At 57.7% G+C, this 25343-nt stretch carries 23 protein-coding genes; 9 read left to right on the forward strand and 14 right to left on the reverse strand.

Annotation, left to right across the window (positions count from 1 at the left end; genetic code table 11):
- Nucleotides 1-807 (forward strand): indole-3-glycerol phosphate synthase TrpC, encoded by an 807-nt coding sequence (gene trpC / locus HU218_RS08540; protein ID WP_174874514.1) that lies wholly within the window; start codon nucleotides 1-3, stop codon nucleotides 805-807.
- A 72-nt stretch (nucleotides 808-879) separates the two neighbouring features.
- Complete coding sequence (locus HU218_RS08545) at nucleotides 880-2400, forward strand: PilZ domain-containing protein (RefSeq protein WP_174874515.1); 1521 nt, start codon at nucleotides 880-882, stop codon at nucleotides 2398-2400.
- Between the two features lie 74 nt (nucleotides 2401-2474).
- Here the strand turns inward: HU218_RS08545 and HU218_RS08550 are convergent, their stop codons facing one another.
- From HU218_RS08550 to HU218_RS08610, 13 genes are all read right to left on the reverse strand, one after another.
- The gene (locus tag HU218_RS08550) at nucleotides 2475-3677 is read right to left on the reverse strand and encodes an acetyl-CoA C-acyltransferase (RefSeq protein WP_174874516.1); all 1203 of its coding nucleotides are present in this window, start codon (nucleotides 3675-3677) and stop codon (nucleotides 2475-2477) included.
- Between the two features lie 70 nt (nucleotides 3678-3747).
- On the reverse strand, nucleotides 3748-6123 hold the full coding sequence (locus HU218_RS08555; RefSeq protein WP_174874517.1) for a 3-hydroxyacyl-CoA dehydrogenase/enoyl-CoA hydratase family protein: 2376 nt from the start codon (nucleotides 6121-6123) through the stop codon (nucleotides 3748-3750).
- 202 nt (nucleotides 6124-6325) lie between these two features.
- On the reverse strand, nucleotides 6326-7699 hold the full coding sequence (locus HU218_RS08560) for an OmpP1/FadL family transporter (protein WP_174874518.1): 1374 nt from the start codon (nucleotides 7697-7699) through the stop codon (nucleotides 6326-6328).
- Nucleotides 7700-7883: 184 nt separating this feature from the next.
- The gene (locus HU218_RS08565; protein WP_174874519.1) at nucleotides 7884-8261 is read right to left on the reverse strand and encodes an acyl-CoA thioesterase; all 378 of its coding nucleotides are present in this window, start codon (nucleotides 8259-8261) and stop codon (nucleotides 7884-7886) included.
- A gap of 93 nt (nucleotides 8262-8354) precedes the next feature.
- Nucleotides 8355-10808 carry an acyl-CoA dehydrogenase gene (locus tag HU218_RS08570; protein WP_174874520.1) on the reverse strand — a complete coding sequence of 818 codons (2454 nt, stop codon included), beginning with the start codon at nucleotides 10806-10808 and terminating at the stop codon, nucleotides 8355-8357.
- Nucleotides 10809-10843: 35 nt separating this feature from the next.
- Nucleotides 10844-11479 (reverse strand): TetR/AcrR family transcriptional regulator, encoded by a 636-nt coding sequence (locus tag HU218_RS08575; protein WP_174874521.1) that lies wholly within the window; start codon nucleotides 11477-11479, stop codon nucleotides 10844-10846.
- Between the two features lie 188 nt (nucleotides 11480-11667).
- Complete coding sequence (locus HU218_RS08580) at nucleotides 11668-12849, reverse strand: O-succinylhomoserine sulfhydrylase (RefSeq protein ID WP_174874522.1); 1182 nt, start codon at nucleotides 12847-12849, stop codon at nucleotides 11668-11670.
- Between the two features lie 89 nt (nucleotides 12850-12938).
- Nucleotides 12939-14477, reverse strand: a complete 1539-nt coding sequence (purF, locus tag HU218_RS08585; protein WP_174874523.1) for an amidophosphoribosyltransferase — start codon at nucleotides 14475-14477, stop codon at nucleotides 12939-12941.
- 74 nt (nucleotides 14478-14551) lie between these two features.
- A complete protein-coding gene (locus tag HU218_RS08590) occupies nucleotides 14552-15037 on the reverse strand; it encodes a CvpA family protein (protein WP_174874524.1) in 486 nt (161 codons plus the stop codon).
- 16 nt (nucleotides 15038-15053) lie between these two features.
- A complete protein-coding gene (locus HU218_RS08595; RefSeq protein WP_174874525.1) occupies nucleotides 15054-15833 on the reverse strand; it encodes an SPOR domain-containing protein in 780 nt (259 codons plus the stop codon).
- Between the two features lie 3 nt (nucleotides 15834-15836).
- Complete coding sequence (folC, locus tag HU218_RS08600; RefSeq protein WP_174874526.1) at nucleotides 15837-17129, reverse strand: bifunctional tetrahydrofolate synthase/dihydrofolate synthase; 1293 nt, start codon at nucleotides 17127-17129, stop codon at nucleotides 15837-15839.
- 9 nt (nucleotides 17130-17138) lie between these two features.
- On the reverse strand, nucleotides 17139-17600 hold the full coding sequence (locus HU218_RS08605; RefSeq protein WP_174874527.1) for a protein YgfX: 462 nt from the start codon (nucleotides 17598-17600) through the stop codon (nucleotides 17139-17141).
- 19 nt (nucleotides 17601-17619) lie between these two features.
- Nucleotides 17620-17976 carry a hypothetical protein gene (locus HU218_RS08610; RefSeq protein WP_174874528.1) on the reverse strand — a complete coding sequence of 119 codons (357 nt, stop codon included), beginning with the start codon at nucleotides 17974-17976 and terminating at the stop codon, nucleotides 17620-17622.
- Nucleotides 17977-18128: 152 nt separating this feature from the next.
- Between HU218_RS08610 and HU218_RS08615 the strand changes: the two genes are divergently transcribed.
- The 7 genes from HU218_RS08615 to HU218_RS08645 all read left to right on the forward strand — a co-directional run bounded on the left by HU218_RS08615 (nucleotide 18129) and on the right by HU218_RS08645 (nucleotide 24885).
- Entirely contained in the window at nucleotides 18129-20045 is a 1917-nt protein-coding gene (locus tag HU218_RS08615) for an ATP-binding cassette domain-containing protein (protein ID WP_174874529.1), read from the forward strand.
- A complete protein-coding gene (locus tag HU218_RS08620; RefSeq protein ID WP_174874530.1) occupies nucleotides 20042-20545 on the forward strand; it encodes a C40 family peptidase in 504 nt (167 codons plus the stop codon). The genes HU218_RS08615 and HU218_RS08620 overlap by 4 nt, the downstream gene beginning before the upstream one ends.
- Complete coding sequence (locus HU218_RS08625) at nucleotides 20545-21129, forward strand: hypothetical protein (RefSeq protein ID WP_174874531.1); 585 nt, start codon at nucleotides 20545-20547, stop codon at nucleotides 21127-21129. Before HU218_RS08620 ends, HU218_RS08625 begins: the two co-directional genes overlap by 1 nt.
- Before the next feature lie 160 nt (nucleotides 21130-21289).
- Nucleotides 21290-21844 (forward strand): TRAP transporter small permease subunit, encoded by a 555-nt coding sequence (locus HU218_RS08630; protein ID WP_174874532.1) that lies wholly within the window; start codon nucleotides 21290-21292, stop codon nucleotides 21842-21844.
- Nucleotides 21841-23325: a TRAP transporter large permease gene (locus tag HU218_RS08635; protein WP_174874533.1), complete on the forward strand. Its 1485-nt coding sequence runs from the start codon at nucleotides 21841-21843 to the stop codon at nucleotides 23323-23325. The genes HU218_RS08630 and HU218_RS08635 overlap by 4 nt, the downstream gene beginning before the upstream one ends.
- Before the next feature lie 93 nt (nucleotides 23326-23418).
- On the forward strand, nucleotides 23419-24507 hold the full coding sequence (locus tag HU218_RS08640) for a TRAP transporter substrate-binding protein (RefSeq protein WP_174874534.1): 1089 nt from the start codon (nucleotides 23419-23421) through the stop codon (nucleotides 24505-24507).
- A 93-nt stretch (nucleotides 24508-24600) separates the two neighbouring features.
- Nucleotides 24601-24885, forward strand: a complete 285-nt coding sequence (locus tag HU218_RS08645; protein ID WP_246210886.1) for a hypothetical protein — start codon at nucleotides 24601-24603, stop codon at nucleotides 24883-24885.
- Nucleotides 24886-24967: 82 nt separating this feature from the next.
- On the opposite strand, the gene HU218_RS08650 is transcribed toward HU218_RS08645, so the two are convergent.
- Complete coding sequence (locus HU218_RS08650; protein ID WP_174874535.1) at nucleotides 24968-25333, reverse strand: cupin domain-containing protein; 366 nt, start codon at nucleotides 25331-25333, stop codon at nucleotides 24968-24970.
- Nucleotides 25334-25343: the final 10 nt, after the last annotated feature.

A 25343-nucleotide genomic window follows, 5' to 3' on the forward strand; every position in this document is an offset into this window, starting at 1 on the left:
ATGTCCGATATCCTTACCAAAATATGCGCCACTAAAATCCAGGAAGTTACTCAGCGTCGTCCGCTGCGCTCGCTCAACAGCTTGCGCGACGAAGCCGAGGCTCGGCGCGACGACCGGCGTGACTTTGTTGCCGCTATCCGGCAGAAGCATAGCCAGAAGCTGCCGGCCGTCATCGCCGAGGTAAAAAAAGCCAGCCCAAGCAAAGGGGTCATCCGCGCCGATTTCGATCCGGCTGCCATTGCCCATAGCTACGCTACTGCCGGTGCGGCATGCCTGTCGGTGCTGACCGATGCGCCCTATTTTCAAGGCCATGAGGACTATCTGGTTGCTGCCCGCGGCGCATGCCAGTTGCCGGTGCTGCGCAAGGATTTCATGGTTGACGAGTACCAGATCGTCGAAGCGCGAGCGATTGGCGCCGACTGCATCCTGTTGATTGCCGCAGCTTTGTCGCTACCGCAAATGCGCGATTTCGAGGCGTTGGCGCACGAACTGGGGATGACGGTTCTCGTTGAAGTACATGACGAGCATGAGCTGGAGAGTGCCTTGCAGTTGCAAACGCCGCTGGTGGGTGTCAATAACCGTAATTTGCGCACTTTCGAGGTTAACCTGGAAACGACCCTGCGTTTGCTTCCGACCATAGGGCCTGATCGTATCGCGGTGACTGAGAGTGGCATCCTGACCACCCGGGACGTTGCCCTGATGCGCGAGCATCATGTGCATACATTCCTGGTTGGTGAAGCCTTTATGCGCGAGCAGGATCCAGGCGCCGGGCTGGCCAGAATGTTTTTCGGGGCTGATGCCGCATAGATTTATACCAAGCTGCGGCTGTCTTCATCTACCATGCAGAGATAGGCCAGTGCCGACTGTGAAAACCGCACCATGATCGACCTGAAAGCCATTTTCCGAGCCGTCTCCGGTCGTAGACGGCCTGGTTCCGATACCACCGAGTCCGCAACCCGGCTGGTAAGCACCCTGCCGACCATGGATAGCCGCCCTGCTTTGGTGGAAATCATCAAGGCGGTGGCGCGCATCAACAAGGATGTCAGCATTACTTTCAAGGATCGCATTGAGACCTTGTTGTATGTGGACACCCATGCTGCTTCCATTCATCACCATCTGTGTCTCGACTACCTGGCTGGCGTACCGCGTGCGCGTACCTATTTGCCGACGATTCTGGCGTACTGGACCGAGCTGGCTAACGGCTATCTGCTGTGCCTGCGGCAAAGCCAGAACAGCAAAACGCCACAGATGACGCCATCGCTGGAGCTGGCAGCCGTGCGTGCCCTGCACCACCAGCTCAGCTTGATTCGCTGGAGCGCACTCCGTTACATCCATGCCGATGGCTCGACCTGGCTGCAAGCTTATCGGCTGTATTCGCTGATCGAACAAGCCGGCTTCCAGCAGAAAGCTATTGCACTGTACGAGCCGGAAGAAGAAAGCATTACTGCCGAGAGGATGCTGGTGCAGGCCGCAATGCTGCACTTGGCGCAAACCGACAATCTGGTGCCGATCGAGATCGAAGCAATTCACCTGCTACTGTCACGGCTGGCTGACGATGTCAGCCTTGCACCGAATGCCAGTGATAGTGATTTCCAGTATGTCATCAACCTGGACCTGCCTGCGGCACCGCAATTGTTGCGTCGCGGTACCTTGGGCAAGGGTTGCCGTTTCTGGTCTGGCGATGCGGTGGTTAACCGGCTAGCGGATCTGATCCTCGATTTCGATCAGGCGGTGCCGGCGAATTTCAGCCGTGCGCTGCCTTCTATGCCGGTAGCGACGTGGCGCAGCTTGCTGCAGAAACTGTCTACCCGCTGGTCACAGGATGGTGGCAAATCCATGCGCCGGCACGAACGCTTGACTAGCAGTAGCATGGCGAAGGTAGAAGTCGGTTTCGAGCGGATTGCCCACCACCTGCGACTCAACCGGAACGTGCCGTTGGGTGACGAGCAGTTTAACGACGAATGGCGTGTTACCGATTCCAGCGAAGCCGGGGTCGGCATGACTTATCTGGGGCGGGACGTTGACGGCCTGCTGATCGGTCGCACCATCTGGGTCGGCACGCGCGGCCAACCTGCCCAGTTGGGTATCATTCGTCGTGTACAACGGCTAAGTGAGGGCGGCACCAAGGTCGGTGTCGAGCTGCTCGGGAATATGCCATTACCGGTGCAGCTAAGCGAAAGTATCAATAGCACGCCGTTTAACGGTATCTATCTGACGCAGAACAATACTCGCGGTGGTCGGCGCGTTTTCTTGGTGCCGGGCAAATTGCCGGCAGGCGGCGGTGTGCTGAGTCTGTCCGCCAATGGTAAAACTTACCAGATTCGGATAACCGAACAGGTGGCGAGTTTTGAAGACTGCCAGCAGGTCGAATTCGAGACACTTGAGCGACTGACCAGCTAGGTGGCTCGCCATATAGAAAAAGCCCGGCAATACGCCGGGCTTTTTTTGTGGCCAGTCAGGGTTGGCCGCAATAATTACAGTACTTCGATGATGCCGGCGGCACCCATGCCGGTACCAATGCACATGGTTACCATGCCATGCCCTTGCATGCCGGCATCACGCATGCCATGGATCAAAGTGGCGGTACGGATGGCACCGGTGGCGCCCAACGGGTGCCCCAGGGCAATGGCGCCGCCATGCGGATTGACTTTGCTCATGTCCAGTTCCAGATCACGAGCTACCGCCAGTGCCTGAGCCGCAAATGCCTCGTTCAACTCGATCCACTTCAGATCATCCTGTGCCAGGCCTGCCTGTTTCAGTGCCGCAGGGATGGCTTCTTTCGGGCCAATACCCATGATTTCCGGCGGTACGCCTTTCACTGCGAAGGTTACATAGCGACCCAGCGGGGTGAGGTTGAACTCCTTCAGCACACGCTCGGAGACAAGGATAACGGCACCAGCACCATCCGACATTTGCGAGGAGTTACCAGCAGTCACCGAACCCTTGGCATCGAATACCGTCTTCAGCTTGGCCAGACCATCCAGTGTGGTTTCGCGGCGCGGACCTTCGTCGGTATCCAGTACGCGGGTCTTGCTGATGACTTCACCCGTCTCCAGGTTCGGCGTGCGATAGGTTACTTCCAGCGGGGTAATCTCGTTTTTGAATTTGCCCCCATCGATGGCGGCCAGTGCGCGGCGATGCGACTCAACAGCGAAAGCATCCTGATCCTCGCGCGATACGCCCCACTGTTGCGCTACTTTCTCGGCGGTCAGGCCCATGCCGTAGGCAATCGCGTAGTTCTCGTCCTTGGCAAAGATCGCCGGGTTCAACGAAACCTTGTTACCCATCATCGGCACCATGGACATCGATTCCGCACCGGCGGCGATGACCACATCGGCCTCGCCCATGCGGATACGGTCGGCGGCAATCTGTACCGCGTTGATGCCGGACGAGCAGTAGCGGTTGATGGTGATGCCACCGACAGTATCCGGCAAACCGGCCAACAGCACGCCGATACGCGCCATGTTCAGCCCTTGTTCTGCTTCCGGAAAGGCGCAACCCACCACGCAGTCGGAAATCAGTTTCGGATCCAGCGTTGGCACCTGCGCCAGGGCACCGGTAATAACGTGTGCCAGCATGTCATCCGGCCGCACATGACGCATCATGCCGCGCGGCGCCTTGCCTACCGGGGTGCGGGTTGCCGCAACGATGTAAGCTTCTTGTACTTGTTTAACCATTTTGCAATTCTCCTGATGACAGGCTGGCCTGCCCCTCAGCAACGCCAGCCTGCCGATATTCTGGCTACTATCAGTTACGCAGCGGCTTGCCGGTGGTCAGCATGTTGGCGATGCGATCCTGGGTCTTGCTGGTTTTCAGCAAGGTCATGAAGGCCTTGCGTTCCAGATCCAGCAGCCACTGTTCGTTCACCAGCGTACCCTGCTCCACGTCGCCACCGGTCATCACATCGGCGATCAGGCTGGAGATAAAGAAGTCGTGCTTGCTGATGAAGTTGCCCTCCATCATGTTGACCAGCTGTCCCTTGATGGATGCCGCACCGGCACGACCTGCAACCGGGAAGGTAGCGCCGCGCATCGGCGGGCGGTAGCCGGATTCAGCCAGCGCTATCGCCTGTTGCTTGGCGACATGCAGCAGCTCGTAGGTATTGAACACCACGCTGTCACCCTTGCGGAAGAAGCCGATTTCCTGGGCCTCGTGACCGCTGGTGGCGACTTTGGCAGTGGCAATCGCCATGAAGTAGTCCTTCAGCGCCGCCAGCACATCGCCACGGGCTTCCTGTGCGGCGCGGAAAGCAAATTCCTTGCAGCCACCACCGCCCGGCAGCAGGCCGACGCCAACTTCCACCAGCCCGACATAGGACTCCAGCGCGGCAACCGTCTTGTCGCAGTGCATGGCGAACTCGCAGCCACCACCGAAAACATAGCCCTGGGTCGCGGCAATGGTTGGCACCTGGCAGTAACGCAGGCGCATGGAGGTTTCCTGGAAGCGGCGCACGGTGGCGTCGATGGCATCCCAGTCTCCCATCATGAAGGCAGGCATCATCGAAGTCAGGTCGGCGCCGACCGAGAACGGTTCTTCGGTTTGCCAGATCACCAGACCTTTGAAGCGGGCTTCGGCAATGTCGATGGCGGTATTCAGGCCATCAATGACATCCGGGCCAATCGCGTGCGCCTTGGACTTGAACGACACCACCAAAACTTCGTCACCGGTAGTAAAGGCACGCACACCGTCGTTCTCGAACACGGTTTCGCCCAGAGGGGCGTTTGCTTCGCCCAGCACTTTGGCCGGTGCCAGCTGGCGTTGGTAGACATCCAGCGTACTGCGGCCAACCAGTTTGTTGCCAGCCGCATCGAACGAGCCATCAGCGAAATGCACGCCGGCGCGATCCGTCTCCAGCGCCCATGCCGGCAGGTTGGCCGCAACCAGCGACTTGCCAGCCTGAATATCCTCGGCAATCCACTTGGCCACCTGTTGCCACCCGGCGGCCTGCCAGGTTTCGAACGGGCCAACGCTCCAGCCAAAACCCCAGCGGATGGCAAAGTCCACATCGCGCGCGCAATTGGCGATGTCGCCGAGGTGATAAGCGATGTAATGGAACACATCGCGGAAGCATGCCCACAGGAATTGCGCTTGCGGGTGCTCGCTATCGCGCAGTTTCTGGAATTTTTCTGCCGGATTGGCAATTTTCAGAATGTCTTTGACTGCATCGTCACCCTTCTGGCCGCTGCCTACGTACTCGCCGGCCACCGGATCGAGTACGAACATCTGCTTGCCTTCCTTCTTGTAGATGCCGGCCTTGGTTTTGGCGCCCAGCGCACCGGCGGCAATCAGTTTCTGCAGCCATTCCGGTGACTTGAACAAGCCATGCCACGGATCATTCGGCAGGGTGTCGTCCATGGTCTTGACCACATGGGCGAAGGTGTCCAGGCCAACTACGTCGGCAGTGCGGAAAGTGGCAGATTTCGGACGGCCCAGGCGCGGGCCGGTAAGGTCGTCAACCACATCGAAGCGGATGCCGAATTTCTCGGCATTGGCGATGGTCGCCAGCATCGAGAATACGCCGATACGGTTGGCCACGAAGTTGGGGGTATCTTTGGCACGTACTACGCCTTTACCCAGCGTGGTCACCAGGAAGCGCTCCAGGTTATTCAGCATCGCGGCAGCGGAGCCAACGCACGGGATGATTTCTACCAGGTGCATGTAGCGCGGCGGGTTGAAGAAATGCACGCCGCAGAAGCGCGGCTTCAGTTCGGCCGGCAGAGAATCGGCCAACTGGTTGATCGACAGACCCGAGGTGTTGGTTGCAAAAATGGTTTGCTCTCCAAGATGCGGCGCTACCTTGGCGTACAGCTCGGCTTTCCAGTCCATGCGCTCGGCAATCGCTTCGATCACCAGGTCGCAGTCCTGCAGCAGGTGCAGATGCTCTTCATAGTTGGCTGGCTGAATAAAGTTCACGGCCTCCTTGCTGGACAGCGGGGACGGCTTGAGCTTTTTCAGGCCCTCGATCGCTTTCAATGCAATCGCGCTTTTCGGGCCTTCCTTGGCTGGCAGGTCGAACAGCACGGTCGGCACCTTGGCATTAACCAGATGGGCGGCGATCTGGGCCCCCATCACGCCGGCGCCGAGAACGGCTACCTTGCGTACGATGAATTTGGTCTGAGACATGGTTTCCTCGGTTGTCTTGACAAACATAGTGAAGGCCTCTCGGATTATAGGTTCCGGGTCGGCCAAGGCAGGGATTTCGCCAGTATCGGACTCGATACAGTAACTGAATGAATATTCAGCATTTCCCTTAAAAAAAACACGGCCGGTAAACCGTGTTGTTGCGGCCAACCTGTAAGAGTTGGCCGCGATACCGCTAAAGCCATCAGAAAGAATGGTTGTACTGCACACCTATGATCTGGGCATGAGATTTGTAATCGGCTGTAGCTGTTGTTTGGCTGGAAACACACTGAGAAACGCCGTAGTTAGAGCACTTGCCAGATACATTAGCCTTGGCATCCTTGATCTGGATATAGCTGTAGGCCACGTCCACAGAGTTGTTCTTGTTGATATCGTACTTGGCGCCAAACGAGTACCAGTAGCGATCATTATCCGGCATGGTTGCCAGTCGATGATTATCATCCGGTACCGGGGACTTATCGTAGGCGATACCAAAACGCAGCTGCAGCGGATTGCTCCACTGGTAGGAACCACCAATGGCAATTTTATAAGTATCTTTCCAGTCCGGATTCAGATAGGTGGTATTGCCTTGGTTAGTTTTTGAATTTTCATACTTGAGTTGGGCGGTACTGAAGCGGGAGTGCTTAGTCCAAGTCACGTCCGCGAACAGGTCAACTTTATCGTTCAGCTTGTGCATGCCGTGTAACGACAGCGACTCCGGGGTGGTGATATCCACGCTGGCGCCTTCGGAATCCTTAAACCCGGCAGCATTCAGTGCGCTATAGCCTGCGGCAGGTTTGCTCCATTTTGCTGTGCCAGACAGCGTGTGTTCAATTTGAGAGCGATAGTTTATGCCAACACGAGTCTTGTCGGATATATCCCACATCCAGGCCAGGTTGTAGCCGAAACCCCAGTCATCGCCATCTACATCTGCAAACCCGTCAGCTTGGCCGTTACCTGCGGGGTTGTTGCCAGCGAGTGCAAAGCCAAAGTTTGCGTACTGGCGCAGATGCGCCTTGGCATACTGTGCAATTACCCCGACGGCAACTGAGTGCTGCTCATTCAGTTTGAATGCTACGGTCGGATTGATATCGATGGTAGTCAGCGAGGTAGCATTCAAGTTGTAGCGGAGCACAGAGTTACGCTGATATTCGGTATCGGATGCATACGGCACATACACCCCCAAACCTACATAAACTTTGTCGTTTAGTTGATGCGAAAGGTAAAAATGCGGCACTGCAATCAGATCATCGGTGATTTTTCCGGATGTGGCAGCAGTAGTGCCAGCACCCCCATCCCCCGTGGTAATCGCACCGCCAGTTGGGTAATTGCCGGAAGCATTGCTGTATTCAACGCTTGGCATTACCAGATTAATTGCACCGGAGAAATTGGTGCCGTCCAGCTTGGTCATACCGGCGGCGTTGTAGAAAATGGTGGATGCGTCGGCAGCTTCAGCTGCGCTGGCGTTGGCAGTAGACTGCGAACTGACAGATTGGGTACCAAAGTGGTACCCCGATGCCATTGCGGCAGCGGAAGCTCCCATCATCATTACTGAAAGAGTCAGGCGCTTGAGTTGCATGGTGTTAATCCCTCTGTGCGTTATTTGTGGCGCTGTCTTGATCGATCATATTTTTGTTCTCGACCTGTAGACGATGGTATCAGAGTGAATACCTAGTTCAAGCGATTTCGAGCGATTGTTCCAAACAATCGTTTCACTAAAGCAACAGTACAACAGTGGGTCCAAATTACGGGCAAGCGACAGCCTAGATCAGCCGTGAACGGCCATCGTTATCGATGGCAACATAGGTCGAAATCAGCTCGGTAACCGGCAGGATATCGCCATTCATCCGCTCGGTTTCAACGGTGATTTTCAGTGTGACGGACTTCTGCCCCAGACGCAGCTTGTCGGCATAAATCGAGACAAAATCGCCGAGCTGGATCGGGTTGGCAAACTGAAAAGCGTTTACCGCCACAGTAGTTACCTGGCCCGCGGCCAACCTTTCGGCGACAGCTGAACCGGCCAAATCTATCTGCCCCATCAGCCAGCCCATATGCACCCTGCCGTGGACATTGCTGCCATGTACTTCGGCACGTACACGCAGGACAGGTTGCCGGTTTGTTCCATGCATTACATCTTGCATTGTCAACTCCTCCAGATATCGTTCTGCCCGACGCAAAACGATATCGGCAGAAGAGCGGCCATTTGGCCGCCCGATGCTGTTGCCTTGTGGCGATTAGAAAATCAGGCGTTGCAGCAGACCTTCATCGTGTTGCTCGAGTTTCATGTCGAAATCATCAACCATGATGACGTCACGCTTAAGTTTGCGGGCGCGAGTTACTGCGTCGAATTCTGCCTGGGTAATGACCCCGCTGTGCAGGGCTTCTGCCAGTCGTTCGCGCGCGGTAACGGCGGCAAATTTGCCATCACGTGCCAGCTTGCGCAACTTCTGCTCGACCGGTTCGGTTTCCAGCATTGCCTTCAAGGCCGGTACCAGCACGCCCACCGGATCGGTTTCATCCTGGGACACAAACATGCCGCGGGTAAGGCGGTCGCGGGTCGGGCCAAGTTCCATCAGGCTGCGCGCCACTTGGGTGCCGATACGATCGCTAGCCGGTTTAAGTGTCAAGCCCCACGGGAAGATGACCTTGCGCAACACTGCGGCCAACATGCGGCTTGGCAAATTGGCAAGGAAGCCGTCCATAGCCTGCTGCAGATCGTACAGTGCCATCTCTACCGCCCACTTCAGGACCGGCAAGTCTTCCTTAGGAGCGCCATCGCGCTCGAAGCGTTTCAGGCAAGCAGAGGCAATATAGAGGTTGGACAGCATATCCCCCAGGCGGGCAGACAGCTTTTCGCGGAACTTCAGCGACCCGCCCAGACTGAACATGGCCATGTCAGACAGTAATGCAAAAGCACTGGAGAAACGGGTCAACTGCTTGTAGTAAGCGGCAACATCGCCAGCTTTGGGGCTGTCGACCAGCTTCGCACCTGTCAGCCCCATCCACAACGAGCGGAATACGTTGCTGATAACAAAGTTGATGTGACCGGTGATCGCCTTGTCGAACTCGGCTGCGTCATTGGCCATCGCAGCCTTGATTTCACGCAGCACGAATGGATGGCAACGAATGGCGCCCTGTCCGTAGATAATCATCGATCGGGTAAGAATATTGGCGCCTTCCACGGTGATGGCAATGGGAATGGCTTGGTAGGCGCGCGCCAAATAGTTGCGCGGCCCAAGCACCACTGCCTTGCCGCCGTGAATATCCATGGCGTCATTCAGGGCCTTACGCATACGCTCGGTGTTGTGGTACTTCAGCACGGCGGACAGTACCGATGGCTTTTCGCCGATATCCAGGCCGGTCAGCGCCAGATCCTGCGATGCTTCCATCTGATAGGTAAAACCACCGATGCGTGCCATCGCCTCGTCGACGCCTTCGAATTTGCCGATCGACAAGCCGAACTGGTCGCGAATGCGGGCGTAGGCGCCGGTGGTATACGACGCCACCTTGCCGGAAGCAACCGACATTGCCGGCAGAGAAATGCAACGGCCAACCGACAGGCACTCAACCAGCATGCGCCAGCCTTGCCCGGCATACTCGCGGCCGCCAATGATCCACTCGATCGGAATGAAAACGTCCTTGCCCCAGGTAGGGCCGTTCATGAACGCCGCGCCGCCAGGGAAGTGGCGGCGGCCGATGCATACGCCCTCATGCTCGGTCGGCACCAGCGCGCAGGTGATACCGATGTCCTGCTTGTCGCCCAGCAGATGTTCCGGGTCGTACATCTTGAACGCCAGGCCGAGAATGGTGGCTACCGGTGCCAACGTGATCCAGCGCTTTTCCCAGCTTACACGGACACCCAGAACGTCTTCGTGACGTTGGCCGCTACGCGGGTCGGTATAGGAGCCGCGGCAAACGATACCAAAGTCAGGGATGGCGCCAGCGTCGGAGCCAGCGTACGGGCTGGTCAGCGCGAAGCATGGCACTTCCACACCTTTGGCCAGACGCGGCAGGTAGTAGTCCTTCTGCGCCTCGGTACCATAGTGCTGCAGCAGCTCGCCCGGCCCCAGGGAGTTGGGAACCATGACCGACACTGCAGCACTGCCGCCACGCGTAGCGATCTTGGTGACCACTTTGGCATGGGCGTAATTGGAGAACTCAAGGCCGCCGTATTTCTTTTTGACGATCATGCCAAGAAAACCCTTGTCCTTGATGAACTGCCACACTTCCGGCGGCAGATCCTTCCGTTCATGGGTAATCTTCCAGTCGTCGACCATCTTGCACAGCTCTTCGGTCGGGCCATCCAGAAATGCCTGCTCTTCGGCAGTCAGTTTCGGGTCCGGGAAGGAAAGCAAGCGCAGCCAATCCGGTTTACCTGAGAACAAGTCACGATCCCACCAGACCGTACCGGCATTGATAGCCTCTTGCTCGGTCTGCGACATGGCAGGCGTGATCTTCTTGAAAATGCTGAACACCGGGCCGGTAAAGATGGCGCGGCGCAAGAACGGCAGGTTAAGTACGGCAGCAATGACGCCGAATACGACCCAGACCGCAAACGGGATTTGGCAGTTCCAGAAGAGTTGCAGGCTGGTCAGCCAGGCAGCAATAGTGATGGTCCAGAGCAAGACCGGTGCGCGGAAATAAGCCAGCGCACCAACCAGCAGGACAAGAATTACGGCAGATATCATTATGGATTACCCTCGTGTTGACCCTGTCAAGTCAATCAGATGGGCGCCGTCAACCCCGCTACAACAAATGGAACCAGGTGCTTGATGATCAGGTCCGGGTCACGGGCATTTACCACCTGACTACGACCAAAAATCTTCAATACATCATTACCGGCAAAAGCGTTGAACATCACGGTAAACGCGAAGTGCATACGCCATGCAATATCTTCGGATTCAAACTGTGGCAGCGCCCGCTGAAAAGCAATGCTGTAACGCTGCACAAACACGCTGTACTGCTGCGATAGTGCTTCGCGCAGTAAGCGGTGGTTTTCCACCAGCGTACGCGACATCAGTCTGACAAAGAGCGCCCCTCCCCTCGAGGGGTCTTTTGACAGGGCCAGACATGGCCGGACAAAAGAAGTCACCAATGCCTCTGCGGTCAGTGCTTGACCCGGCTGTTCGATAGCATCCAGCTCAGCCAGACAGGCCGCGACAAACGGGCCGATGCGGCGCATGAATACTGATTCGAACAGTGCATCCTTGGATCCGAAGTGGTAATTCACCGCAGCCAGGTTGACTTCAGCCTGCTGGGTGATCATGCGAAGCGAAGTTGCTTCAAAGCCGTGCTCCACAAACAGGCGCTCTGCTACGTCCAGAATGCGTGTTGCGGTATCCGGTTTGTTCGCTTCCATGTGATCCTGTCCCTTGATAGGGGTAATAAGTTGCGTCGCCTTATTCATCATGACTTTCGAACAAGTGTTTGAAACTTACGTTCTAATTTGACTCGTGTCAAGAACGGCATCGATTACTGCTGTCAGTCGCCCAAACCAAAAGCGGCAGTCCATATTCTAGACTGCCGCTTGCTTGAAACAGACGTTTTTTACAGGCCGCGCAGCAGATCGGCCTTGATGTCCTCGATGTGCTCTAGCCCTACCGCTACACGCAACAAGCCTTCGGTAATGCCGGCACTGGCTCGTGCCTCTGGCGTAATGCGGGCATGGGTCGTCGAGGCCGGGTGGGTAATGGTGCTCTTCACGTCGCCAAGGTTGGCCGTGCGTGAAATCATCTGCACTGCATCGACAACTCGCCACGCCGCTTCGCGGCCACCGGCCACTTCAAACGACACCACCGCCCCGCCGCCATTCTGCTGGCGCTTTGCCAGCTCGTACTGTGGGTGGCTTGGCAAGCCGGGGAAGAAAACACGGGTAACAGCAGGCTGCTGCTCCAGCCATTCGGCCAGGGCTTGCGCGTTGGCAACATGCTTCTCCATCCGCAAGTAAAGCGTCTCGAGGCCGGATAGCAGCACCCAGGCATTGAATGGTGCCAGCGTCGGACCAGCGGTGCGTACGTGCAAGTAGACCTGCTCCACCAGCTTGTCGCTACCCACAACCGCCCCACCCATTACACGGCCGTGACCATCCAGATATTTGGTAGCCGAATGTACCACCAGGTCGGCGCCAAGTTTCAGTGGTTGCTGCAGCGCGGGTGAGCAGAAGCAGTTGTCCACCACCAGGATCGCGCCGGCGGCGTGGGCGATGTCAGCGATCGCGGCGATATCGGCAAGATCGGTCAGCGGGTTGGACGGTGTTTCCAGGAAAAAGACTTTGGTGTTTGGCTTGACTGCTGTACGCCAGGCCGCCGGATCGGAGGCGTCAACATAGCTGGTTTCGACACCAAACTTACCCAGAATGCCGTTAAACAGATTGATGGTGGAACCGAACAGGCTCTGCGACGAAACGATATGATCACCAGCCTTGAGCAGGGTGAGCATGGTCGCCTGAATGGCTGCCATGCCGCTGGCGGTAGCGATGGCACGCTCACCGCCTTCCATCATGGCCAGGCGTTGCTGGAAGGCGCTGACGGTCGGATTGGTGAAGCGAGAGTAGGTATAGCCGTCGATCTCGCCCAGAAACATGGCGGCGGCCTGAGCAGCCGATTCAAAAGTAAAGCTCGAGGTCAGGTGCAGGCTCTGACTGTGCTCACGATATTCGCTGGTTTCGCGGCCGGCGCGAATGGCCAGGGTTTCTGGGTGCAATTGCAGGGAGGAGTCGTCGCAGGACATGGTGGGCTCGCAATACGGACGATGGAAACGGGTCCATCGAAGATAACAAGGGTTGGCCGTAGCGGCCAACCCTTGTCGTTATATGAACATCACATCAGGTTTTGTTCGGCAACATTCAGGTTCAAATCGACCAGTTTGCTGCTGGGGTCATCTCCTTCCGGCTGCGCCTTGCCTTTGCCTCGTGCGGCCTCGATGGCATCAAGGTATGCCTCGTCGATGTCGCCGGTGATGTAGCAGCCACTGAAGCAAGAAGCCTCGAACACATTTAGTTCGCGGTTGATGCTTTGTACTGCCTGCTCAAGAGCGTCCAGCTCTTGATAGATCACGGCATCCGCGCCGATTTCGCTGGCGATCTGCGCATCATCGCGGCCGGTGGCCAGCAGCTCGGCACGGGTCGGCATGTCGATGCCGTACACGTTGGGGAAGCGGACTGCTGGCGCGGCGGAAGCAAAAAACACCTTCTTGGCGCCGGAGTCGCGTGCCATCTGCACGATTTCCTTGGAGGTGGTGCCACGCACGATGGAGTCGTCCACCAGCAATACGTTGCGACCAGCGAATTCCAGTGCCACCGGGTTCAGCTTTTGACGCACGGACTTCTTGCGTACCGCCTGGCCCGGCATGATGAAGGTACGGCCGATATAGCGATTCTTGATGAAGCCTTCGCGATACGGCAGGCCCAGCGCATTGGCCAGTTGCAGCGCACTCTGGCGGCTGGAGTCCGGAATCGGGATCACTACATCGATGGAAACGTCCGGGAATTCGCGACGAATTTTCTCGGCCAGCATTTCGCCCATATTCAGACGGGACTGGTAAACGGAGACACCATCGATTACCGAGTCTGGACGGGCAAAGTACACGTATTCGAACAGACACGGTGCCAGCTGGGTTTTCTCGGCGCAGATCTTGCTGTGCATGTCGCCATCAAACGTTACATACACGCACTCGCCCGGCGCTACGTCGCGCAGCAGCTTGAAGCCGGAACAGTCCAGCGCCACCGATTCGGAAGCAAACATGTACTCGGTGTGACCATCTACAACGTTGCTCCCCATCACCAGCGGACGGATGCCGTTAGGATCGCGGAACACGACCAGGCCAAAGCCGGCAATCATTGCCACAACCGCATAAGCGCCGCGGACACGACGGTGTACGGCTTCAACGGCGCCGAACACGGCCTCCGGAGTCAGAGTGGCGTTTTCCACGCGCGAGGCAATTTCGTGCGCAAACACGTTCAGCAGCACTTCCGAGTCGGAGTTGGTGTTGATGTGGCGCAGGTCGTTGCGATACATGTCCGACTTGAGCTCGTCGGTGTTGGTCAGGTTGCCGTTATGCGCCAGCACGATGCCGAACGGCGAGTTTACGTAGAACGGCTGCGCCTCGGCCAGACTGGAGGCCGAGCCGGCGGTGGGGTAGCGCACATGGCCGATGCCGGCATTGCCCTGCAGCGATCGCATATTGCGGGTACGGAACACGTCACGCACCAGCCCGCTGCCCTTGTGCATGTGAAAGGTCTTGCCGTTGGCCGTAACAATACCGGCTGCATCCTGACCGCGGTGCTGCAACAGTTGCAGACCGTCATACAACAGCTGGTTTACGGGCGTCCGACCTACCACCCCAAGAATTCCACACATAGTTAATCCCCAGACTACACGACTAAAAACAAGGGGCGAAGACACCACTGCATCCTCACCCCTCTATGGCAAAGCTAAGAAAACTTCATTTTCTGCGCCAGCATGTCCGGCATCCACGGCCGACAGGCAAGCGCAACAGATTCAAACGGCTGGGCAAACAAGGCATTTTGCCAGTCGCGGCTTTTCGGCAGGTCGCTCAGGCCGCCCGCCATGACCACAACCGTTGCCAGTAGCAAGCCGCGCAGCAGCCCGAACAGGCCACCCAAAAAACGGTTTACGCCGCCAAGTCCGATGGCATCCATGGCCACCGTCAGCGAACTGCCAAGCAGCGAGGAGCAGAACCAGGTCAGCAGCAGCAACAGCAGGAAGGCTGCCAGCAGCTGGATGCCTTCGCCGGGTAGTGGCACGAAGCCCGCCAGCATGGGTGCAAAAGTGCGTGCTGCCCACAGCGCCAGCAACCATGAGCCAAGTGACAGCAACTCAACCGCCAGGCCACGAAACAGCGAGATGGCAATGGAGCCGATTATCAGGGCAAGGATCAGGTAGTCCAGCCAGGTCATGCCAGTGCTCCGTGCATTACTGCGTTACCACAATGCCGGTTACGCCAGCTTTTGCCAGCCGCCGCAGCGATGCGTCCGCTTCGGCGCGCGAGGCAAAGGGGCCTACGCGCACACGGGTAACCTCACCTTTGCTGGTCTGTACTTTGCTGAAGCGCGCACTAACACCACTTGCGGCCAACTTGCTGCGCAGTGCATCGACTTTGGCAGGGTCGGACAAAGCCGCCAGCTGTACGCTATAGCGCTTGCCATCCGCGGCAGGTTTGGCAGCCTCAGGCTCAGGCTTGATGGCCGGCTTGGGGGTGTCGCGCCCTTCCAGAATGGCCATCGGGTCAGTCTTGGTGCCATCCGGCTTAGGCGCCTCCTTGGGCTTTGCTTTTTCGACCGGCTTGGGCGTGGTTTTGGCCGACTGCGTGACTTTTTCCGGCTCAATCTTGGGTTTCACCGCCGGCGCAGGAGGTGTTGCCACAATTGCTGACGTGGATGGAGATGCGGTGGCGGCCGCCGGTTGGGCGGTCACCGTATCTTCTGGTGGTAACGTCGCCAACAGCTCGGTCGCAGGCACGCTCTGCGCCGGCCGTGATGCAGCGGCCGCTTTGGGGGCTACGGCCTGTGCCGCGGAGGCAGTCTGCAAGCCGGTAATGTCAACCGATTCCGGCTGCATCGCTTGTTCGGGTAAAGCGTCTACAACATTCCACAGCACGGCAGTCGATACCGTCACCAGCACAATGGCACCGACCAGGCGGCGGCGGGCACGCTTGCGCAGCATCAGCAGTTCATCATGAGTGGAAAGAGCCATCGACTATCCTTGGGCGCGATGATGGAGACGGTGTTGCATGACTTCGGCTACGGTATGGAACGAGCCGAAGACCACAATTCTATCATTCTCGCCGGCGCGCGATAAGGCGGCATCCCATGCTTCGGGTATCGAATTGAAACGAGATACGCCCTTGACACCCATCGATTCCAGTTCGCCAGCGATGTCGTCAGCACTGCGACCGCGTGGCATATCCAGCCCTGCCACTAGCCATTCGTCAAATTCATCTTGCAGCAAGCGGACCACAGCAGACAGGTCCTTGTCGGACAGCATGGAAAACACGGCGATGCGCTTGTTGGCAAACGCCATGCGCTTGAGGCTGTCGGCCAGCGCGCGGGCGGCGTGGGGATTGTGGCCCACATCGAGCACGGTCAACGGGCGTCCAGGTAGCACCTGGAAGCGGCCAGGCCAGTCCACTTCCAGCAAGCCGCGCTTGATGGCGCCAATGCTCACCGGCAACAGCGGCTTTAGCGCCTCAAGTACTGCCAGTGCGGTAGCCGCGTTGACCATCTGGTATTCGCCACGCAAGGCCGGGATCGGCAAAGCGTGTTTATGGACATCGCCCATGTGGAACGACCACTGGTTTTCCATGCGGCTGATGCCAAAATCGCGTCCGAGCAGCTTCAGATCGGCACCGATGTTGGCCGCATGTTGCAGCAAAGACTGCGGCGGATTGGGGTCGGCACAGATGGCGGCCTTGCCGGGACGATAGATGCCCGCTTTCTCGAAGCCAACCAACTCACGGGTGTCGCCGAGATAAGCCTGATGATCGAGGTCGACGCTCACCACCACCGACACCGTCGGTTCGAAGACATTGATGGCATCAAGCCGGCCGCCCAGCCCTACTTCCAATACCGCGACATCGACATGTTGCTGCAAAAAGGCATGCATGGCGGCTAACGTGCCGTATTCGAAGTATGTGAGTGAAGTGTCGCCGCGGGCGGCTTCCACAGCGGCAAAACCAGCCACAATGTCTGCATCTGGCAGCGGCTGCATATCAATGGCGACACGTTCGTTGTAACGCAGGATGTGCGGCGAGGTGTAGGTGCCAACCTTGAAGCCAGCGCGATTCAGCATCGTCGACAGCATCGCGCACACCGAACCCTTGCCATTGGTGCCACCGACAATCACCAGAGGAAACGCTGGCTGCAGCTGCATGGCATCGCGGACTTTTGCCACGCGAGTCAAACCCATGTCGATACCCACCGGGTGGGCGGCTTCAAGATAAGCCAGCCAGTCGGCTAGCGATGCCCCGTTTGCGGGTGCCTGTGCAGTCATCTTCACAACCTAATTACTTCTCGTTGAATCGGCCACGGGCGTTGCCGTGTCACGACTCCACTGAACATAAACACGCAGTGCGCGGTGCGTTTCCGCGTCCACTGTGCTGCGCCATACCAATAGCTGATGATGCCTGCCGGTCTCGTCGATCATTTTCAGCGACACCAGCCAGATGAAGGCTGTACTGGCCGAAAGCAAGTGCGCGGCCAGCCAGGCGCCATCCTGCAATTGAATTGCCAGCCGGCCACGGGCTTCCACCCGAAACCCCTGTAGCGGTGCGGCCAACATGCCGCTTTGGCGTAGCAGGTAGCCGATCACCAATATCCAGCCAAACATGAGTGGCAGCAGTTGCCACCAAGGCAGTAAGCGCGCGGCGAGCACCAATAGCAGGCTGGCAACAATCAGCACTGCCGGCAGCAATACTCCGCAGCGCAGCTTGGCACCAAATGGCGTTACGCGTTGCGGATGCATGCCGGAGGCTGACTAACGATCAGACCGGCGTGGCCGGACTATTGATGATCTCGTTGTCGACGGTATCCAGCAGGGTGGAATGCACCTCGACGTCGAACCATTCCCAAAAAGTTTTAAGCGACATGTCCTTGGGCCATAGCGCTTCGTCTTCGTACCAGGAGGCCAGTTCCATGCGGAAGATTTGCTCGTACATTTCGTCGATATGCGTGATCGCATCTTCCGGCTCGTCAAATTCCGGCAGCAGCAACACAGTGCAGTCCGCGCGCAATACATCCAGCGACAGGTCGATCATGTCATTGTCAGGAACGGCGTTCAGCCAGGTCAGGAACGGTGCTTTCGGCTTGATTACGGCTACCGAGCGGTCAACAAAGTACATGGCAATCCTTTCAGGTGGGGCGGCAAATGCCGGTGCCCGGTCTGGTTTGGCGCGCATTGTAACAGCCATGACCGGCCAAGGCGAAGGGCGCTCTACCCCCTCATGTTACAATCCTTGGTATTACAGATTTCCTATGCGTCCCAGCCCGTATCATGGCCCTGATTACTGTTGAAAAAGCCTGTCTTGCCTTTGGTCACCACGCCCTGCTCGACCACGTTGATTTCTCGCTGGAAAGCGGCGAGGTCGTTGCTCTTATCGGTCGCAATGGCGCCGGCAAGTCCTCGGTGCTCAAGGCCATTGCCGGCACGGTGAAGCTTGATGATGGCCGCATCAACCAGCAGAACGACTTGCGCGTGGCCTACGTACCGCAAGAGCCGGTATTTGGCGATGGGCACACTGTGTTCGATGCTGTGGCCGAAGGCCTGGGTGATCTCAAAACCCTGCTGGTCGATTATCACCATCTCACCCTGCAGCTGGCGGACCCCGCGGCCAACCATGACGCGATGATGGCACGCATGACCGACATCCAGCATCAACTGGAAGCGCGCGACGGCTGGCAATTCGATGCCCTGATCAGCTCCACCCTCACCCATCTGCAGCTTGATGCCGACACACTGGTAAGCGACCTGTCCGGCGGCTGGAAAAAACGGGTGGCACTGGCGCGGGCACTGGTGGCCCGCCCGGATGTGTTGTTGCTTGACGAACCGACCAACCACCTGGACATGAGCGCTATCGAGTGGCTGGAAGAACTGATCCGCAACTTCACCGGCAGCGTATTGCTGATTACGCACGACCGGCGCTTCCTCGACAACGTCTGCACCCGCATCGTGGAGCTGGATCGTGGCCTGCTACGCAGCTACCCGGGTAATTTTGCCGCCTATCAGGTACGCAAGGCCGAGGAACTGGCGATCGAAGAAGAGCAGAACCGTATTTTCGATAAATTTCACGCCCAGGAAGAAGTCTGGATCCGCAAGGGCATCGAGGCCCGACGCACTCGCAACGAAGGCCGTGTGCGCCGGCTGGAGGCCATTCGCCGTGAGCGTGCCTCTCGTCGCGAACGCGTCGGTCAGGTGAATTTCCAGCTGGATGCCGGCGAGCGCTCGGGCAAGCTCATCGCCGAGCTGGAGCACGTCAGCAAGGCCTACGACGGCAAGGTGCTGATTCGCGACTTTACCAGCCGCATCCTGCGTGGCGACAAGATTGGTTTGATCGGTCCCAATGGCGCCGGCAAGACGACACTGCTGAAACTGATCCTTGGCGAGTTGCAGCCAGATAGCGGCACGGTAAAACAGGGCACCAAGCTGGAGGTGGCGTATTTCGACCAGTTCCGCAGCCAGCTGGATGAAGAATCCAGCGTCGCCGACATCATTAGCCAGGGAAACGATTTTGTCGAAATCGCCGGCCAGAAGAAGCACGTGATGAGCTATCTGGAAGCCTTCCTGTTCTCGCCGCAGCGGGCGCGCAGCCCGGTTAAGTCGCTGTCAGGTGGCGAACGCAACCGCCTGTTGCTGGCGCGCTTGTTCACCCGTCCGGCCAACGTACTGGTATTGGACGAACCGACCAACGATCTGGATATCGATACGCTGGAACTACTGGAAGATCTGATCACCAATTACAACGGCACCGTATTCCTTGTCAGCCACGACCGCGCATTTCTCGACAACGTAGTCACCCAGGTGATCGCCTTTGAGGGGGACGGCCGGCTGGAGGAATATCCGGGGGGCTATCAGGACTGGGTCGATACCCGCGCCCGCATGGCGGCACTGAAACAGGACACCCAGCGCAAGGCGGCTGCGGCCAACCCTGAGCCGCAAAAACAGGAGCGTGACCGTAGCAATCGCACGCAGAAACTCAGCTTTAATGAAAAGCGGGAGCTGGAACGTCTGCCTGAAGAAATTGCCGCACTGGAGAATGAGCAGGCCGAGTTGCAGACCCGGTTGCAGGACCCGAACATCTACCGTGATGCACCGCTACAAGCACGCGATATGCAGAGCCGTATCGAGGAAATCGAACTTGCGCTGCTGGAAAAGCTGGAGCGCTGGGAAATCCTGGAGGCTAAACAGGGATGAGAACCGCTGTCACCGTAGCACTGCTGGTCGCCATGTTGGCAGCCTGTAGCACCAGCCAGCCTCCCGCCAGAAAAGCCAAGGCACCGGCACGCACGGTGACACTCTCCTCGCTGCAGGCTGACGGAGTCGGCCGCGAGATCTTGCTCTACACCCTGAGCATGCTGGATATCGAATACCAGTTCGGAGGCAGTAATCCGGAGGCCGGCCTGGATTGCAGCGGGCTGGTTGCCTACATCTACAAGAATGCCGCCGGCGTGACGCTGCCGCATAACGCCGCGCAGATCGCCAGCCTGGCGCGACCCGTCGGCAATAATCAACTGCGGGTTGGCGACCTGGTGTTTTTCAACACCCTGGGTCGACCGTTCTCGCACATGGGAATCTATATTGGCGACGGCAAGTTTGTGCATGCGCCACGCAGCAATAGCACCATTCGTGTCGAGCGGATGGACAACAGCTACTTTGCTGCCCGTTATCAGGGCGCCCGGACCCTGTTCGACTGATGGACTCCCCGCCTGGCTGGACGCAACGCTGGCAAACACTCCGCACCAGATTGCCGACCTTGCACCGCAACGGCATCGCCCTGCCCGCCCCCTGGCTACAGTCGCAGCTGCAGGCAGCGCTTGATAGCGAAGAATTGTGCGTGGAGCATCTGCAGTTCTCTGCAGATGGCGGCGTACTACAGCTGTTGCTGAAAAAGCCCGGCCAGCGGCTACTTTCCATTCATTTCCGTTTTGCCCCGGTCGATTGGGCGCAACGCCGTATTGATATCGATTTTTCCGTGCGGGGTGAAAATCGTGACCCAACACTGGTGGGCCGCGCATTGGGAAAACTGATGCAGTTGGGTTTGGAGAGCAGTCTTGGCTTGCGTGCATTGCAGAGGTTGGCCGCACCCTTGGAGTGGCTGGTGCTACAAGACAATCGCTGCAGTGTGCTGCTGGAAAAATTGCCAGCTGTCGCGCGCTGGTTGCAGCAACCACTGCTGGGTAAAACACTGGCCGAACGCGTACAGATTGCTGCCCTCGAGACTCGCGATAACGCGCTGCGCTTGCGTCTTGCCCGGATCAAATCAGACAACCAAGGGTAATCCCCTATTCCATTGTGCTTTGCAAGCCAACTTTGCTGTGTTTTCATAGCCTCATCCTGCCGGCCGGTTGTTAACGCAATTGAGACCAACAGGACGGCGAGCTCGGAGAAGCCGCCGCCAAGAGCCAAAGAGCTCAACACACAACAAAGAGGAGATCACAGTGCAGTCACTGCTTGCATTGTCGCGTCTTATCGACGCCATCACTGCACGGGTAGGCAAGGCCGCATCCTGGCTTGTGCTCATCGTCGTGCTCATTAGTGCCGGCAATGCCATTGTCCGCAAAGCCTTCAATTTCAGTTCCAACGCTTTTCTGGAAGTGCAGTGGTACCTGTTCTCCGCCGTGTTCTTGCTGGCGGCGGCGTATACCCTGCAAAAGAACGAACACATCCGCATCGACCTGCTCAATAGCAAACTTTCCCCGCGTGCCCGTGCGGTTGTCGATATTGTCTGCACCCTGCTGTTCCTGGTGCCCACCTGTGTGCTGCTGATCAAGTTTGGCTGGCCGATGTTCTACAACGCCTGGCAAAGCGGCGAGATGTCGTCAGATGCCGGCGGCTTGATTCGCTGGCCCGTCTTCCTGTTGATTCCCGTCGGTTTTGCCCTGCTGCTCGCGCAAGGCTGCTCGGAAATCATCAAACGTCTCGGTTTTCTGGCCGGCCAGCACCCGGATCCGGCGGCCGGACAACATGACCCGCACCAGGAGGAGCACGTATGAGCTTCGAAATGATGGCGCCGATCATGTTCGGCTCGCTGATCCTGTTTCTGCTGATCGGCTTTCCCGTCGCTTTTTCCCTGTCCGCTGTTGGTCTGCTGTTTAGCTGGATAGGTATCCACTTCGACCTGCTCCGCCCGGAGCTGCTGCAAGCGCTGCCCAACCAGGTGTACGACATCATGCGTAACGACACCTTGCTGGCCATCCCGTTCTTCACCTTTATGGGGTTGATTCTGGAGCGCTCCGGCATGGCGGAAGACATGCTGGATACCATCGGCCAACTATTCGGCAGCATCCGCGGAGGCCTTGCCTACGCCGTGATTTTTGTTGGAGCACTGCTGGCGGCTACCACTGGCGTTGTCGCTGCTTCGGTGATCTCGATGGGGCTGATTTCACTGCCCATCATGCTGCGCTATGGCTACGACACCCGTATTGCCACCGGTGTCATTGCGGCATCCGGCACCCTGGCGCAGATCATTCCACCATCACTGGTGCTGATCGTACTGGCAGACCAGTTGGGCACCTCCGTTGGCGATATGTATGCCGGTGCGATGATTCCGGGCCTGACCCTGGTCGCGTTCTATGCGGTGTTTATCTTTTTGGTCACGCTGGTCAAACCACAATTGGCACCGGCCTTGCCGCCAGAGGCCCGTACCTTGCGCGGCATAGCACTGGCGCGTCGCGTCGTACTAGTGATGATCCCGCCGCTGCTGCTCATCTTCCTGGTGCTGGGCACAATCTTCCTCGGCATTGCCACGCCTACCGAAGGCGGAGCGATGGGTGCGGTTGGCGCGCTGGCACTGGCATTGATCAATCGCAAGCTGAGCCTGACCCTGCTGCGACAGGCCATGGACTCCACCGCCAAGCTGTCCACCTTTGTGGTCTTCATCTTGATCGGCGCTCGTGTTTTCCGTATCGCCTTCCTCGGCGTGGATGGCGACAAGTGGGTCGAGCACTTGCTGTCCAATCTGCCTGGCGGCGCTACCGGATTCCTGATTACTGTCAACGTACTGGTGTTCTTCCTGGCATTTTTCCTCGATTTCTTCGAGATCGCCTTCATCCTGGTGCCATTGCTGGCCCCGGTGGCGCAAAGCCTGGACATCAATCTGATCTGGTTTGGCGTGATCCTGGCCGTCAATATGCAGACATCCTTCATGCACCCGCCCTTCGGTTTCGCGCTGTTTTATCTGCGCAGCGTGGCGCCGAAAGAGGTCAAGAGTACGGACATCTACTGGGGCGCCATTCCCTACGTGCTGCAGCAACTTATCATGGTTGGTTTGTTGATCGCCTTCCCTTCGCTGGTCACCGGTTCTTTGCATAGCGAAAAGATCAATACCGGCACCGATGCCGCCACCATGTTGCAGCAGGTTGACGACGCAGGAAGCTCGGCGCCGCTAGAGGTGCCAGCGGAACAGTCCGGCGACGCATCGGCCGCTGGCAGTGACCAAAGCAATGACCTGCTCAAGGAGCTGACCGGTCAGTAACCATTCCACGGGTGTAGCTCGAGCCGCTGCACCCAAATCGGCCGCTCAACCGGCCAGTAAAAATAGCAGTAGACACAACACAAGGAGATCACAGTGGAAAGACGCTCGTTTCTGAAGAAAGCCGGTGCAGTCGGCCTTGCTACTGCCGCCGTTTCGGCCAAAGCCATGGCTGCAGACACCCCTGCCATCCGCTGGCGGCTGGCATCCAGCTTCCCCAAAAGCCTGGACACCATCTACGGCGGCGCCGAGCAGCTGGCCAAGCGAGTCAGTGAACTGACCGACGGCAAGTTCCAGATCCGCGTATTTGCCGGTGGCGAGATCGTTCCGGGCACCCAGGTGTTGGATGCGGTGCAGAACGGCACCGTCGAATGTGGCCACACTTGCAGCTACTACTATGTGGGCAAGAACAAGGCGTTTGCGTTTGATACCACGCTGCCATTCGGACTGACCTCACGCCAGCAGAACGCCTGGCTGTACTACGGTGGTGGCATGGCGTTGATGCGTGAGCTGTTTGCCAAGTACAACATCGTCAACTTCCCGGGCGGCAACACCGGCACCCAAATGGGGGGCTGGTTCCGCAAGGAAGTGAAGTCGCTCGCCGATCTCAAGGGCCTGAAAATGCGTATTCCGGGCTTTGGCGGCGAAATTATGGCTGCACTCGGAGCCATTCCCCAGACCATTGCCGGCGGCGACATCTATCCGGCCCTGGAAAAAGGCACCATCGATGCGGCCGAATGGGTTGGGCCGTACGATGATGAGAAGCTGGGCTTCTACAAGGTTGCCAAGCACTACTACTACCCGGGCTTCTGGGAGCCGGGCCCGAACGTGTCCTTCTATGTTTCCAAGAAGGAGTGGGACAAGCTGCCGGCAGAGTATAAAGCAGCTTTCGAAGCCGCGGCTGCCGAGGCCAACATCAGCATGCAGGCCGAGTACGATGCCAAGAACCCGGTAGCACTGGTTAGCCTGCTGCAGAAGGGCACCAAGCTGCATCAGTACCCGAATGATGTTCTGCAGGCAGCGCAGAAGGCAGCATTCACCATTTATGAGAAGGAAGCAGCCTCCAACGCGGACTTCAAGAAAATCTATACCGAGTGGAAGAAGTTCCGCACCCTGCAGCATGGCTGGTTCAATCTTGCGGAAAGCAAGATGGAAAACTTCATGTATGCCAACAGGGTTAAGTAAGGTTACCTACCTGAAAAAGCCGCGAGGAATCGCGGCTTTTTTGCATTCATGCCGCGGCTGGCTACAGTAGAAGTGTCACCTCGGGAGTTTGCCATGCTGCATAAACGTATTCTCACACTCTGGCCAGCCTTCATTACCGGGGCGCTAGCAACGGCTTGTTTCTTTTCGGTATTTGATCCCCATGAGCTGAGTCTGCATGGCGCCCGGCTGTTCGAGGACAAACTGACGGCCTACTCGGTCTTTTTCCTGATTGCCTGGGGCTTTGGCACGTTGAATGCGGCACTGATTCTGTTGCTGGCGCGCGAAGAGCGGGAAATTAACGGCTTTACCCCGCCACCTGTTGATCCGGATGCGCGCTACGATCCGGAACCTGATTAAGCCATTGCCTAGAGAGCAATGCGGCCAACCTGCACATCGTCCGTGAGAGGTCGGCCGCATTTTTGGGTCGTTCGTTCTGAGCCTAGTCGGTCTTGCGCTCGACAATGACGTAGTATTTGCGTACCGGTTCCAGAACCTGAAATACGCCATTAAAACCTGCTGGTATGACAGCAGCTTCGCTTGGGCCTACTTCCCAGTGCTCCCCCATCATGTTGCTAAGCCTGACCCGGCCACTCATCACGCAGAAAAATTCTTCCTTTTCCGGAGAAAAAGCTATGCGCCACGCTCCTGTTTCGCAACACCAGATTCCTGCGGCCAACACCCCGTCAGGGCTGTCATAACCGCTCCAGGTTTGGCGGCGCGGGTTGCCTTCCAGTAAGCGCTCAGGTTTCGGGTAGTCGATTTCCGGCGACTGCCCTTGTTCGGTAATGATGGTAATACTTTGCATTGAACGCTCC

It is taken from the genome of Vogesella oryzae (assembly GCF_902829295.1).
In the GTDB taxonomy this organism is placed as follows: domain Bacteria; phylum Pseudomonadota; class Gammaproteobacteria; order Burkholderiales; family Chromobacteriaceae; genus Vogesella; species Vogesella oryzae.

Coding starts and splice junctions, on each gene's coding strand:
- trpC (WP_174874514.1), top strand. CDS start 1: ATGTCCGATATCCTTACCAAAATATGCGCCACTAAAATCCAGGAAGTT.
- HU218_RS08545 (WP_174874515.1), top strand. CDS start 880: ATGATCGACCTGAAAGCCATTTTCCGAGCCGTCTCCGGTCGTAGACGG.
- HU218_RS08550 (WP_174874516.1), bottom strand. CDS start 3,677: ATGGTTAAACAAGTACAAGAAGCTTACATCGTTGCGGCAACCCGCACC.
- HU218_RS08555 (WP_174874517.1), bottom strand. CDS start 6,123: ATGTCTCAGACCAAATTCATCGTACGCAAGGTAGCCGTTCTCGGCGCC.
- HU218_RS08560 (WP_174874518.1), bottom strand. CDS start 7,699: ATGCAACTCAAGCGCCTGACTCTTTCAGTAATGATGATGGGAGCTTCC.
- HU218_RS08565 (WP_174874519.1), bottom strand. CDS start 8,261: ATGCAAGATGTAATGCATGGAACAAACCGGCAACCTGTCCTGCGTGTA.
- HU218_RS08570 (WP_174874520.1), bottom strand. CDS start 10,808: ATGATATCTGCCGTAATTCTTGTCCTGCTGGTTGGTGCGCTGGCTTAT.
- HU218_RS08575 (WP_174874521.1), bottom strand. CDS start 11,479: ATGGAAGCGAACAAACCGGATACCGCAACACGCATTCTGGACGTAGCA.
- HU218_RS08580 (WP_174874522.1), bottom strand. CDS start 12,849: ATGTCCTGCGACGACTCCTCCCTGCAATTGCACCCAGAAACCCTGGCC.
- purF (WP_174874523.1), bottom strand. CDS start 14,477: ATGTGTGGAATTCTTGGGGTGGTAGGTCGGACGCCCGTAAACCAGCTG.
- HU218_RS08590 (WP_174874524.1), bottom strand. CDS start 15,037: ATGACCTGGCTGGACTACCTGATCCTTGCCCTGATAATCGGCTCCATT.
- HU218_RS08595 (WP_174874525.1), bottom strand. CDS start 15,833: ATGGCTCTTTCCACTCATGATGAACTGCTGATGCTGCGCAAGCGTGCC.
- folC (WP_174874526.1), bottom strand. CDS start 17,129: ATGACTGCACAGGCACCCGCAAACGGGGCATCGCTAGCCGACTGGCTG.
- HU218_RS08605 (WP_174874527.1), bottom strand. CDS start 17,600: ATGCATCCGCAACGCGTAACGCCATTTGGTGCCAAGCTGCGCTGCGGA.
- HU218_RS08610 (WP_174874528.1), bottom strand. CDS start 17,976: ATGTACTTTGTTGACCGCTCGGTAGCCGTAATCAAGCCGAAAGCACCG.
- HU218_RS08615 (WP_174874529.1), top strand. CDS start 18,129: ATGGCCCTGATTACTGTTGAAAAAGCCTGTCTTGCCTTTGGTCACCAC.
- HU218_RS08620 (WP_174874530.1), top strand. CDS start 20,042: ATGAGAACCGCTGTCACCGTAGCACTGCTGGTCGCCATGTTGGCAGCC.
- HU218_RS08625 (WP_174874531.1), top strand. CDS start 20,545: ATGGACTCCCCGCCTGGCTGGACGCAACGCTGGCAAACACTCCGCACC.
- HU218_RS08635 (WP_174874533.1), top strand. CDS start 21,841: ATGAGCTTCGAAATGATGGCGCCGATCATGTTCGGCTCGCTGATCCTG.
- HU218_RS08645 (WP_246210886.1), top strand. CDS start 24,601: ATGCTGCATAAACGTATTCTCACACTCTGGCCAGCCTTCATTACCGGG.
- HU218_RS08650 (WP_174874535.1), bottom strand. CDS start 25,333: ATGCAAAGTATTACCATCATTACCGAACAAGGGCAGTCGCCGGAAATC.